The following is a 12,748-nucleotide window of genomic DNA, read 5'->3' as shown; positions in this document are numbered from 1 at the left end:
ATTGTCTATGGAAGAGGTCACGAAGGTAAGCTGTGAGCCAATGTTGTCGTGCAGGTCGCGGGAGATGCGCAGGCGTTGTTCCTGCAGTTTGTTCTGTGTTTCAATTTTAGAGAGGGCGGTTTGCAATTGGGCCTCTTTTTGTAGTTGGCGGTTCTTCAGTTTTTGCTGGCTGTAGAAAAGGTAGCCCAATAATCCCAAGAGTAGCGCTAGCCCAAAGCCACCATACACCAAGGTGTTCTTGCGACGTACTTCCAAATCTTTTTCGGCCAGCTGCGCACGTTGCTGTAGTATCTCGTTTTCCTTTTTTTCGGTCTCGAATTCAATTTCAAGATTGGCTACCTTTTCTGAAACCGAAACTGCTTGAATACTATCTTTTATCTTAGTATAAGCTTCGAAATACTGTAATGCCTTGGTTGCGTTATTTTTTCTTTTAAAGACATCGGCTAGTTGTTGGTAATTGTATTGCGTTAAAAATGGGTATTCCTTCCGTTTGGAAATGAGTACCGATTTGTCGAAGTATATTACAGCACTATCCAGCCGGTTTTGGGCTAGAAAAATCTCGGCCAACTGGGTGTAATTTTCTGCCAAGCCAATGGAATCGTTCAAAGCGATTCTCTTATCCAGAGCCAGGTTCGCATTTTCCAAAGCCTTATCAAATTCATTCTTTAACCTGTACACCCCTGCAATATTGCTAATACTGTATGGAATCCCAAAAGTGTCTCCCTCCTGCTGTTTCAGTTGCAGCGAACTTTCATAATAGTATAGTGCGCTATCCAACTGCTCTTCCATTTCTTTTAATACACCGTAATTGTTGTATAAGTCCTTGAGGATTGAATGGAAATCATTCTTTTCAGCAAGGTTAATAGCTTTTTGCATGTACCGAGCGCCTTTTTGAAAATCCCTACGCTTCATCTGGTATCCCAACTCGCCATAGCTCTTCGAAACATTCTCAAACAATTGCAAGCCTTCGTAAATTTTAATGGCCTGTAACATATTGGTCACATTATCTTCGTACCTGCCATTATAGTATTGGAGAAGGGAGAGCTTAGCATATCCATCTGCAATTCCTTTTTGATAATGTATCGTTTGGGCATCTTCAATATTTTGCAACAGCAAATCCTCTAATTGTTGGGGTGTTTTTGCTGAACCCTGAATCACGATTGCATTGACACTATCAATGTGCTGTTGGGTTTGGCCATACAAACCATGCATTGCTGTAATAACAGCAATGGTCGTTAGCATTAAGAGCGTAGGTATTTTTATATGGTACATTTTTACAGTTCTATTTTAATCTTGGTCCCATTTTGTGGAGCAGCAGAAATAATGGCTTTACCCCCCAATTCCCGAGCACGCTTTCTTATGTTTACCAAACCGTTTCCTGCTTCAATTTCAGCTTCGTTAAAACCAATACCATTGTCCATGATTTCAATAACAGTTCCTTTTTCGGATTGTTCCATCACTACTGAAATTTTACTGGCTTGGGCATGTTTCAATGCATTGTTGACACTTTCCTGAATGATGCGATATATATTGATACCCTGCACCGAAGTGAACATTTTCTCTGAGATTCCCTCACCCACCTCATAATTGAAGGTTACCCCTTCAGCGGCCTTTCCAGCTTTGTCTATAAAATTGGCAATGCGCACCTGAAGGTCCTCTGCCGTGATCTGCGTCTTGTTCATCGCCCAGATGGTGTCCCTAAGCTCATAGATGGTCTGTGTGGTGAACTCACTTATGTTGCCCAATTTTTGGGTTATCTTTTCATTGCTTCCTTTCAAGGCATATTGCAGGTTGTCTATGGAAGAGGTCACGAAGGTAAGCTGTGAGCCAATGTTGTCGTGCAGGTCGCGGGAGATGCGCAGGCGTTGTTCCTGCAGTTTGTTCTGTGTTTCAATTTTAGAGAGGGCGGTTTGCAGTTGGGCCTCTTTTTGTAGTTGACGGTTCTTCAGTTTTTGCTGGTTGTAGAATAGGTAGCCCATCAATCCCAACAGTAGCGCCAGTCCAAAGCCACCATACACCAAGGTGTTCTTTCGACGTACTTCCAAATCTTTCTCTGCCAGCTGGGCACGTTGCTGGAGGATCTCGTTTTCCTTTTTTTCGGTTTCGTATTGTATCTCCAGTTCGTTCACTTTATTTTTCACATCCATCGATGCGATTGAATCTTTAATATCGATATATTCCCTATAAAGCGTATAGGCGCGTTTGTAGTCTCCTTGTTCCTTATACAAACTGTTAAGGGCATATTTTGTTTCTTGAATACCTGCTGTAAAGTTCATTTCTTGTGCCAAGGTCAATGCATTATCCAATAATGGCTCGGCTTTGGCAAATTGCTTGTCGTCAACATACGCTGCTCCCAAATTAAGACTTGTGAGCATAACACCATATTTGTTATTGATACCTTTATTGAATTCCAGCGCCTCTTCACCATAGGTTATGGCTTTTTTAAAATTACCTAGATCGGTTTCGACGTTTATTAGATTTGCCAACACCGCCGCTTTTACCTGAAAGTAATCAACTTCCTCAGCAACCTGCATGGATTTTAAGTAATAGCTTCGTGCTTTTTTGAGTCCTTCGGTATCTTTTTCTTTTAGGGCCTTCCTCCTTGTAGTGATTCCGTAGTTTAACAAACTTGCTGAAAGGCTTCGCCTATCATTCATAATACTGTCCAACTGTATTCCCCTGGCCATATACTCCAATGAGGCTTCAAAATTGTCCAGCTTTTGGTACAATACTGAAATATTGTTCAGCACCTTACCCATAGAGACGCTATCGGTTAGTTTTTCGGCCAGTGTAAGGGCTTGTTGCTGAAGTTCTATAGCTTTTTCGAAATTTCCCAATTCTATCTCGCAAGCAGCTAGATTATTTAAGCAGTCTTGACGTATTTCTTCATTCTCCACTTTTTCAAGAAACGTAAAGGCCTTATTGTAATACTGCTTTGCTGTTTTAAAATTACTGAGCTTCTGTTCTACAAGCCCCATACTGTACCAATAATCCAGTTGCTCTTTGTTCGAGTTCCCTAGAAACTTTTCAGCATGTTGCATTTCAGCTTTTGCCTCTTGATACAGTCCAGCATCGAAATACCCACGGGTGGTCCCAAGGTGAAACTGGAATGACACCTTATCTTCCCAAGGATATCCCAGTTTTTCAGCATTTCCAATCGGGGAGACCAGCGTATCGTTTTGCAACGCCAGCTCCTTTCCGTATTCGAATACTTGGTCTGTATCCCTTGCATTATTCTTTTTTACAAGCTGCGCAAGACTATCCCCTTTTTTTGTTATTTCCTGTGCTTCAGTAAGTTGTATTGTAGCAACAAGAAAAAGCAGTGTAAAAACTTTTATCATACATTGGTAAGTTAGTTGAATTTCAGCTAGATAAATGTAAAAAAAATACGGCTGTCGCCGTATTTATATTTAAAATCTTACTTCTTAGTTTAAATTATTTACCAGCGAACTATTACGCCATATCCCTATTTGTCTTTCATAGTCCTTGTTGTGATAGTAGCCTTTTCCTTCGTAATTACCGTTTTTCCATTCTCCACCATAGTAACCACCATCCTTATAAAAATACCTGCCAAAACCATCAAACTGATTGTTGTTGTTAAAGGTGCCACTATATTTATCGCCACTGGCAAAAGTATAGGTTCCCATATACATGCTTCCATTTTTCCAAAAACCTGTAAAACTATCTCCATTATCCCATTTGTACCTTCCGTACTTATTCTTACAATCTCCAGCTGTGCATCCGGAGTCTATTTTATTTGTAATAAATGTATAGGGCGTTGTAAGTTCACCATTGGTATACACTCCCTGCTCCCACTTTCCTCCTGTAACCGTGTATCCTGTACCGTTAAGTTGGCCATTGGAGTACCATCCTACTATATTATCCTCGTTATCGGCAATGTAGGTACCATACCCTTGCATTTGGTCGTTTTTCCAGCTACCAATGTATTTGCCGGTGCCTTCCCATTTGTACATACCGTATCCTTCTTTTTTTCCGTTTTCCCAAAAACCTTCGTAATACCCACCTTCAAGTTGCTGTTTTCCCCAACCATCCTGGCAGTTGCCAGACACACAACCAGATCCTGAAGAATTGTTACCCACCGAGGAATTTCCAGAAACCATTTCCACCGGTTTGTATACATAGGATGCTGTTGTATAATACCCAGGCAGCTTGTATTTTTTAATTCCGTTTTGCTTTACTATCAGGTCGTTTCCGCTCTTTTCGGAAGAGAGTGTTTTGTATTCTGCCGCCTTCCCCTTAACGATAACATGATAGGTGTTATTGGTAGCGTCTCTCGTCCAATATGTGTTGGATGCATTATAGGGCAACATTTCGGCACTCTTGGCTCCCCAATCTGGGAAACTTCGTATACCTTCTAAAAAGTAGGTGGTGTTATTATCTGGAAGGTAATAAACATAACTGCTCTTGATATTTACAAAATCCCCACCACTCACGTATCTATCCTGTAAGAAAAAAGCGAAAGAATTTGGGTTCGTGATATAAAAATCCTTGTCGATGTTTGTTGATAATACCTTCGCTGTTCCTGAAGCTCCAACACTCTTAACCTCAAAATCTTCCAACAAGTAAATGGTCCTGTTGGCCTTGTCCAGGACACTCAAGGTTTCAGTCCCCAAAAACTTAAGGTCCATTACATTGGTTAGAATCCTACCGCTAGCATCTCTCACGGTATAGTCCATTTCTCCATCCTTGGTGAAGGTTGCTCCAGAATTGCTTGATACGTGCATTGGTCTTGGTCCCTGCGCCATTCCCAAAAAAATGCCACACATAAAAAAAAGTAATATAAAGTTGTTGATTGCTCTCATGCTGTATTGTTTTTTCGTGGTACTAATTGTAATGATATATGGCACTTTATTTATTGAATAAAAGTACCCTCACTCCAGGTTCCATGTTTAACGGAACCATTTTTATAATAGTAAATTCCTTTTCCGTGACGTTTTCCATTGCTCCAGCCACCTATGTAAAAGTCTCCATTTGCCCAAAGGTAACTTCCCTGTCCGTGGCGGCTACCGTTACTGAACTGCCCATGGTATACACCTCCATCCGGGTAGGAATACGTGCCAAAATCTGTCCTTCTACCATTTCTGAAGAAACCATTATATTTATCGCCATTGCTCCAGGAATATGCACCGTAACCGTCTAGACAATTCCCAGTACAATTGGTAGACTTCTTATTGTTTATATAATCCATTCCTTCGTTTACTGTAATCTTGGAATTTCTATATACCCCAGCCGATTTTAAGTGGTTATTGCCATCCAGTATATAGCCATAACCATCGCGCAAGTTGTCTCGCCACATACCACGGTATAGGTCTTTGGTATCGTTCCATCCAAAGTTCCCGAAGCCCTCGCGCTTCCCGTTATTATAAAATCCTAGATAATAACCGTTGGCATAGGTTTCGTATCCTGGGCCATGGGGCATTCCGTTTTTGAAAAATCCTTCATAGTATCCGGAATCGAACTGTTGTTTACCATATCCGTTCACACAATCTCCACTTACACAGTTAGATGTAGTAGTGGTAGTAGTTTTTGTAGTGGGCACCTTTGGGGTAGCCACTGTTTGTGAGCCTGAGTTAGAGCTTCCCGGCGGTTGAGGTTTTCCCTGTCCCATAACAGATAGTGACACTAACAATATTGAAAGTTGAAGTAGTAGTTTCATAACTATAAGGTTTTACGTTGAGTATATAAAATTCTGAAAAACAGCCAATAAAACCAATACGACAAATGCCCTATTTTTAAAAAGCACCTTAAAATGTATGATTTCACATAGATTTTTGGAGAATATTCTTACATCGAAATCGAATATACTGGTCCCAAAAAGAGGTTTCCAGACTTGTTGAACAAAAAATACCCCATACAACTATGGGGCACTTTCTCACTGAAAATAGAACTCCTCAACTCCATTTCCTGTATTTAACTTGGTTAGAAGCTACTTAGTAAGGTCATAGGCAAAAATAGTGTTGTTGTCTGCTTTGTAGTATAGGATGCCTCCGCGATCGTCTACTTGATATTCTGGTTTTTTATCTTTTAACACAATTTCTTTCTCTTTGGCACCGGTGTCCTTATTAATTTTTACAAGCCCTACGCCATCGTCCAGTTTGGTTAAGATAAATTGTGCATTCGCAGTTGCTGCAGTTGCCTTAAAGCGCTTTAACATTTCGGCTACCGAGGCTCCACTTGCAGCAGCCAGACCTCCCGCAAGTTCTGCCTCTCTGTCTGCCGTGGCATCATACTTTGCTATTCTATTTCGTATTGAAGAATTTGCAGCTGCCATGCTTCCAGCTGCTGAAGCTACCGCTGTAACTCCCGCCAGGATGGCTCCAAAAGCGCTCTTCCCGGGCGCTTTGTAATACCCGTGCCAGGTCTCTTTCCCATCCCAATCCAACATCGTTAAGTTTTGGTCGCTAGTTAACAAGATACCTCCGTTGCGCACGTCCACGCCTGTGGGAGATTCTTTTCCTTCAAATTTTGTTTTGGCAAACTCCTCTACGTTTCCTGAAGCAGCATCAATAGCATACAATTGCTCGTCTGCACTTATAAGGTAACGATTGTTCTTGGTGTCAAAAGTTGAAGAGATGGCATCTGCTCTTTTGTACTTCAGTGGCTTTTTCCAAACGGTTTCTCCCGTTTTCATATTCACGATATTAGCATCTGAAGATGTGATATAGATCAACCCTTGCTCAGTTTCGGCCATTGTTAAGATATTTTCGCCAGTCTTTAATGGTTTTTTGAAGAGGGTCTTCCCATCATAGGAAATCTTGTTGATTCCCCCTTGTTGTATTCCGAACAGAATTCCGTCGTCCATAATATAAAAATGTTGCACATACCCTTTCGTCTTAGGTGCCTTGTCCCAAAGATCCTCCCCATTGGTAGCGCTCAACATGGCAATCTTAGATTCAGACCTACCCGCAAGAACACTCTTACCCTCGTTATAGGTATTACTTACCACGGCAAGTCCCTGTGGTAAAATTTCGAAATTGGTCACCACCCCTTTTACCTTCGCTTCGTCTTTCCATAGTTCCTGTCCGTTGTTGGAGCCCAATTTGTAGATTTTTGTGTTTGTTTTATTAGGGTTAGTAACAAAGGCATAGATATCGGTCTCAGACTCATTGGCAACCATCCAATGTACGTTTTTCAGTTTGTTGTCCCACTGTGTATCTCCATTATGCGTCTTGGAAAGCACTCCCTGTGAAGTAGGCACCAACACCCTGTCCTTTAAGAGCAAGGGTCTTCCCGTAACGGTAAAGGACTTCATTGTTACTTTTCCGGGATCTACGAGGTTAAAACGGAAATCCTCGGCACCCGTGTTTAAATCGTACATCGCCACTTGTGAAGCATATTTTTCTTTTGCCTTACGTTGCCCTGCTACGATGAGTTTGTTCTGTGGCATATATACCTCCACAGTAGTTGCCATTTTCCAGCCATTATCCTCGGTACTGAAAAGTTTCTTGCCAGAGATATAGTCTATCACCGCTTTTTTTGAAGAAATTCCCGCAAAACCGCCTTGGGCAACCACCACATAAGGCGCAAAGGGTATAAAACTGAGCTCCTCGGGCTTTACCCTTCCATAATCGGTAAAGTTGAACAAAAGGTCGTTGCTACCTGGCTTAATCCCCACTAAACCATCGTTGGTAGCAACTACCATTGTTCCACCTTGTGTTAAGGTCATATCATTAATTTTTGCACCTGTATCGTATCTAAAGTCTGGTGCTTCGGCTTTTTGTGCCACCGCTACGGTTCCTGCCAACAGAAAGCATAGCATCGTGTGTATTATACTAGTAAGTTTCATAGAAAAAGGTTTTTACAATTTGATAGTCCAAAGATGCAATTACCTATAGGGCAATTCAATAGGGCAATTGACGTATTGTTGGTAGTTGATGGTCTTTAGATAGTAGACGGTAGGACGCAGCTGGTAGTACACGGGCTGCTTCGCTCGCCCTTAAGATTTTACTGGTTTTAGGAATATTGATAATTAAGAAGTTCCCCCTTCAAAAGCTAAAAAAAAACCGGAAGAAAGACTAAGTCCTACTCCCGGCTCCACGTAAAAACCTCAACACTTGAGATTTTCTTTTATGTGGCTAATATGTGCTTACTGGTTGGTTACCTCAATATTGAATTCACCATTGGTAACCTCAACGCTCTCACTGGTGTTTTGGGGGTTGAACGCAGTAAAACTGAAAGTACCTGCAACAGTGTCTCCATCAAAACTCGAAATGTTGATCTCTCCATTACTACTCGTACCGTTTACAGTGGTGTAGGTCACTACGGTAGAAGGGTCTGGATTGCTAGGGTCTGGCAAGAAAGCATACGAACCAATGTTTGTTAAGCCCAGTTGATAGGTCCCTACACCATCAAATGCTGTTAGTATAATCTGTAAGTTTTCTGAGTCGTTTGTACCTCCGCTAACCGCTAGAGCTGTGCCGTTATTGGATAGCTGGGCTACCACTGTACCAGTTATTCCAGTAAAGGAACTGCCATCTACCTGAGCCGTGAAAGAACCCACACCTCCCTGTGGATCATCACCACCATCATCATCGCTTTTATTACAAGCCATTACTGCGAGGCTCACAAATAATAAGAAAGTTAATTTTTTTAAAGTCTTCATAATTAAGGTTTTTAAGTTTATGGTACAAAGGTGCGGGATGCGACTAGGACAATCAATAGGGCAATTGACGTATTGTTGGTAGATGGTAGGCTTTAGGACTCAACTAAAGTTGCTGGTAGTGCACGGGTTGGTTTGCTCGCACTTCGTGTGGTGGGAACTTGGTGGGTGATGCGGTGGCAACACGATAGGTTTAAGGTTTGTCTAGCACGGTTGAAATCGGGTGGTAGTCTTTTTTATTTATGAAAAGCTAAGATGTGGTAGCTCCTGTTTTAGTTTTTCAATTTTTTGCTGAAGGTCTTGTTGAAATTTTAGATGCTGTTCACTTTCAGGATTAAAAGGGCGGTGCAGCAAACCTTTTTGTATAGTATCAATTTCTTTTTGAACAGATTCAGTTTCCGAGGCAATCCACACCTGCTTGAATCTCTTCCAGATATAGTGTACCGCCGTAGGAGTGGGATGCAACATATCCTCAGTATAAAAACGGTAGTCCCGCAACTCGTCCATCATAATCTCATAGGAAGGAAAATACGAAGAGCTTTGATGGGAGGTTGTGAACTGCAGGGTATTGTATTTGTGAATCCCTGCCAATAAATGTGCTTTACTGGTGGAATTCTCAACAAAACCATCCTTTAAATGCCTAACGGGCGAAACGGTGTGAATAATAGATGCAGAAGGATTTGTTCCCAAAATAAGCGAAGCCGTGTTTTTCAGACTTTCTGAAATAGAACCGACTGAAAGTAATTCTTTCGAAAAGTTTTTCTGCGGAACTTTATGGCAATTGGCCACCACTCTATTTAATGCGTTATGCTTGTAAACCCAGGCAGTCCCGAAGGTGATAACTACATGCGAAGCTTCCGAAAGATACTTTGAAAATTCTTCCAGTCGTTTGTTCAACAACACAACCAAATCCTCTTGTGAAAGTGCCGTAACCGAAGAATGCGCCTCAAAACTGAACCATTGTCCATCACGTTCAAACACATCATGTGCGGTAAAAGAAATATTCTTTACAGCACGCTCCACCACTTTTTCAATAGCCAAGGGATGAAACACGATCCCAAAGGGGTTCTGCATATTCTGAAACTTAAAATAGTCCAGCTTTCCACCTATGTTTTCTGTAAAGCAAGAGCCCAACAGTAGCACCTTGGATTTGTAGTCTATTTGGTGTGTTTCGGGGGTGAGTGGTATGGTGGTTTGTAGTTTCATAAAATTATATCGGAAAAAAGATACCACAGAGGCACGGAGGGCACAGGGTTAATAGCCATTAACAACCCTTTTTATACCATCAACAATTTTTACTGAATTAAAATCCATCAATAAACCCAAGCGCTTTTCGGTAAGTTTTAAATATGTCAGGAGTTGTGCTGTATGTATGGGAGCTAATGCAGCATCTATGATTTTAGAAGTCAATTCTTTTTCTGTCATATTTTGCTCTGTGTTCTTTGTGCCTCTGTGGTAAAATTTGTATAAAGTTAATTAAATATATTTCCTCACCTCCTTTAAAGCCTCCCCGACCCCATCAGGGTTTTTACCACCTGCAGTGGCGAAAAATGGCTGTCCGCCGCCGCCGCCCTGGATGTGCTTGCCCAGCTCCCTAACTATCTGTCCAGCATTCAGGTTTTTCTCGGCTACAACATCTTTGGAGATATAACAGGTCAAGATAGCCTTCCCTCCTTTTTTGCTTCCAAAGAGCACAAAGAGATGCTCTACCTCTCCGCCCAGTTCAAAGGCGAGGTCTTTTAGCCCCCCTGCGTCCAGGTCTACTTCTTTTGCCAAGAAGTTAACGCCGTTTATATCCTCTATCTCGTTTTTTAGGTCGCCTTTAATATTCTTGGCCTTATCCTTCAGCAACGCTTCAATCTGTTTTTGAAGGGCATTGTTATCCTCTTGAAGTTTTTCGATGGCCGAAACAGGATCCTTTGTGTTGTTCAATAATTTCTGAACGTCTCTAAAAGCTTTACTGCGTTCTTCAAAATATCCTTTTGCCTTATCGCCGGTAATGGCTTCGATCCTACGTATACCACTGGCCACAGCACCTTCAGAAGTAATGATAAAATGCCACACATCGCTAGTATTCGGAACGTGCGTACCTCCACACAGTTCCATGGACTTTCCAAACTTAATGGCGCGAACGGCGTCTCCATACTTCTCGCCAAACAGAGCGATGGCACCCTCGTCTATAGCTTGTTGGTAGGGAATGTTTCGCTTTTCTTCCAGCGGAATGCCTTCACGGATTCGTGCATTTACAAAATCTTCCACCTCACGCAGTTCTTCATCGGTCACCTTGCTGAAATGTGAAAAATCGAAACGCAGGTATCCACTATGCACCATACTTCCCTTTTGTTCCACATGTTCTCCCAAAATATTACGGAGCGCTTGGTGCAACAAGTGGGTGGCGGTATGGTTAGAGGCTGTTCGGCTACGTTGTTTTGCATCTACCACGGCGGTAAAAGTGTCCTTTACGTTGCGGGGAAGGTTTTTTGCAAAATGGACGATGACGTTGTTCTCCTTTTTGGTGTCCACGATATACACCACCTCACCATTGGAGGCTTCCAAATATCCTTTGTCCCCTACTTGTCCGCCGCCTTCGGGGTAGAAGGGTGTTAAATTGAAGACCAATTGGTAAAGTTCGCCCTCCTTTTTGCTTTCTGTCTTTCGATAACGGGTAATTTTTACGTTTGTCTCTAACGTATCATACCCTATAAATTCTTCAACGGCATCGTCTTGCAGTATTACCCAATCGCCAGTGGCTACCTTGGTTGCAGCACGGGACCGGTCTTTTTGTTTTTGTAGCTCTACGTTGAACTCTTCTTCGTTTAAACTGAAACCTCGCTCGCGCAGTATAAGGCTGGTTAAATCTATGGGGAAGCCAAAGGTATCATACAGCTCAAATGCTTTGGCCCCTGAAATTTCCTTTTCGTTGCTTTGTTCAATAATATTTTCCAGCAATACCAAACCTTGGTCCAAGGTGCGTAAAAATGAAGCCTCTTCCTCTTTGATAACGTTTGTGATCAAGTTTTTTTCCTTTTTCAGTTCTGGGAAGGCATCCCCCATTTGCTTCGTGAGCGTTTCTACTAATTTATAGATAAAAGGTTCTTTCGTACTCAGGAATGTAAATCCGTAGCGGATGGCCCGTCTCAAGATTCTACGTATTACATAACCCGCTCCTGTATTGCTAGGCAATTGCCCATCGGCAATACTAAAGGCCACTGCACGAACGTGATCAGAGATTACCCGAATGGCAACATCCACCTTTTCATCCTTTCCATATTTACTATTGGCAATGGCTTCCACTTCACGAATGAGCGGGGTGAATACATCGGTATCGTAATTACTTTGCTTGCCCTGAAGCACCATGGCCAAACGCTCAAAACCCATCCCAGTATCTACGTGCTGTGCAGGTAGTTTTTCAAGGGTTCCGTCTGCTTTTCGGTTGAATTGCATAAATACCAAGTTCCATATCTCCACTACTTGCGGATGGTCTTGATTCACCAAGCTAGCACCAGAAGCTTTTGCTTTTTCTTCGGCAGAACGAATATCCACGTGTATCTCGGAACACGGCCCGCAGGGACCCTGTTCGCCCATTTCCCAAAAATTATCCTTTTTGTTTCCGTTCAGGATTCGGTCCTCGGCAATATGTTGTTTCCAGAAATTGTATGCTTCAGTATCGCGGTCCAGGTCGTCACTTGCATCGCCTTCAAAAATCGTAACGTAGAGGATGTCCTTGTCAATCTTACAGATTCCAGTTAAAAATTCCCAAGCCCAAGCAATGGCTTCCTCCTTAAAATAATCGCCAAAGCTCCAGTTCCCCAACATCTCGAACATAGTATGGTGGTAGGTGTCCATCCCCACTTCTTCCAAATCGTTGTGCTTCCCGCTCACGCGCAGGCATTTTTGGGTGTCGGCCACACGAGGCTCCTTAATTTCCTTGTTGCCCAGAAAATACTCCTTGAACGGTACCATTCCTGCATTTGTGAACATTAAGGTAGGGTCATTTTTTAAGACCATGGGTGCCGAAGGAACCACTTTGTGTGCTTTCGACTTAAAAAACTGAAGGAATTGTGAGCGTATCTCGCTAGATTTCATCTGTATATGTTTATGGTAACAACGAGCCAATTTTGACACGTA

The 12,748-nt window shown here is 42.2% G+C and carries 9 protein-coding genes; all 9 read right to left on the bottom strand.

Annotated elements, in window-relative coordinates; genetic code table 11:
- Positions 1–1,272: tetratricopeptide repeat protein (locus C8D94_RS15265; RefSeq protein WP_170134723.1), on the bottom strand; the 1,272-nt coding region annotated here is incomplete at its 3' end.
- Positions 1,273–1,274: 2 nt separating this feature from the next.
- Positions 1,275–3,341 carry a tetratricopeptide repeat-containing sensor histidine kinase gene (locus tag C8D94_RS05515; RefSeq protein ID WP_115122864.1) on the bottom strand — a complete coding sequence of 689 codons (2,067 nt, stop codon included), beginning with the start codon at positions 3,339–3,341 and terminating at the stop codon, positions 1,275–1,277.
- Between the two features lie 84 nt (positions 3,342–3,425).
- A complete protein-coding gene (locus C8D94_RS05510) occupies positions 3,426–4,823 on the bottom strand; it encodes an MORN repeat-containing protein (RefSeq protein ID WP_147278498.1) in 1,398 nt (465 codons plus the stop codon).
- Between the two features lie 50 nt (positions 4,824–4,873).
- The gene (locus C8D94_RS05505; RefSeq protein ID WP_115122862.1) at positions 4,874–5,677 is read right to left on the bottom strand and encodes an MORN repeat-containing protein; all 804 of its coding nucleotides are present in this window, start codon (positions 5,675–5,677) and stop codon (positions 4,874–4,876) included.
- Between the two features lie 270 nt (positions 5,678–5,947).
- Positions 5,948–7,807 (bottom strand): outer membrane protein assembly factor BamB family protein, encoded by a 1,860-nt coding sequence (locus C8D94_RS05500; protein ID WP_115122861.1) that lies wholly within the window; start codon positions 7,805–7,807, stop codon positions 5,948–5,950.
- 300 nt (positions 7,808–8,107) lie between these two features.
- A complete protein-coding gene (locus C8D94_RS05495) occupies positions 8,108–8,623 on the bottom strand; it encodes a DUF6252 family protein (protein WP_115122860.1) in 516 nt (171 codons plus the stop codon).
- A 237-nt stretch (positions 8,624–8,860) separates the two neighbouring features.
- The gene (locus tag C8D94_RS05490) at positions 8,861–9,826 is read right to left on the bottom strand and encodes a GSCFA domain-containing protein (protein ID WP_115122859.1); all 966 of its coding nucleotides are present in this window, start codon (positions 9,824–9,826) and stop codon (positions 8,861–8,863) included.
- A gap of 48 nt (positions 9,827–9,874) precedes the next feature.
- Positions 9,875–10,045 carry a GxxExxY protein gene (locus tag C8D94_RS05485; protein WP_115122858.1) on the bottom strand — a complete coding sequence of 57 codons (171 nt, stop codon included), beginning with the start codon at positions 10,043–10,045 and terminating at the stop codon, positions 9,875–9,877.
- 51 nt (positions 10,046–10,096) lie between these two features.
- Positions 10,097–12,706 carry an alanine--tRNA ligase gene (gene alaS / locus C8D94_RS05480; protein WP_115122857.1) on the bottom strand — a complete coding sequence of 870 codons (2,610 nt, stop codon included), beginning with the start codon at positions 12,704–12,706 and terminating at the stop codon, positions 10,097–10,099.
- Between the last annotated feature and the right edge of the window lie 42 nt (positions 12,707–12,748).

The organism is Marinirhabdus gelatinilytica, from assembly GCF_003353425.1.
Classification (GTDB): Bacteria; Bacteroidota; Bacteroidia; order Flavobacteriales; family Flavobacteriaceae; genus Marinirhabdus; species Marinirhabdus gelatinilytica.
The sequence above is the reverse complement of the archived record's forward strand: the minus strand, read 5'-3'. Positions and strand labels throughout refer to the sequence as shown.

Excerpts from the sequence above, each read along its gene's own strand:
- C8D94_RS05515 (WP_115122864.1), bottom strand. The coding sequence starts at position 3,341 with ATGATAAAAGTTTTTACACTGCTTTTTCTTGTTGCTACAATACAACTT.
- C8D94_RS05510 (WP_147278498.1), bottom strand. The coding sequence starts at position 4,823 with ATGAGAGCAATCAACAACTTTATATTACTTTTTTTTATGTGTGGCATT.
- C8D94_RS05495 (WP_115122860.1), bottom strand. The coding sequence starts at position 8,623 with ATGAAGACTTTAAAAAAATTAACTTTCTTATTATTTGTGAGCCTCGCA.
- C8D94_RS05490 (WP_115122859.1), bottom strand. The coding sequence starts at position 9,826 with ATGAAACTACAAACCACCATACCACTCACCCCCGAAACACACCAAATA.
- C8D94_RS05505 (WP_115122862.1), bottom strand. The coding sequence starts at position 5,677 with ATGAAACTACTACTTCAACTTTCAATATTGTTAGTGTCACTATCTGTT.
- C8D94_RS05485 (WP_115122858.1), bottom strand. The coding sequence starts at position 10,045 with ATGACAGAAAAAGAATTGACTTCTAAAATCATAGATGCTGCATTAGCT.
- alaS (WP_115122857.1), bottom strand. The coding sequence starts at position 12,706 with ATGAAATCTAGCGAGATACGCTCACAATTCCTTCAGTTTTTTAAGTCG.
- C8D94_RS05500 (WP_115122861.1), bottom strand. The coding sequence starts at position 7,807 with ATGAAACTTACTAGTATAATACACACGATGCTATGCTTTCTGTTGGCA.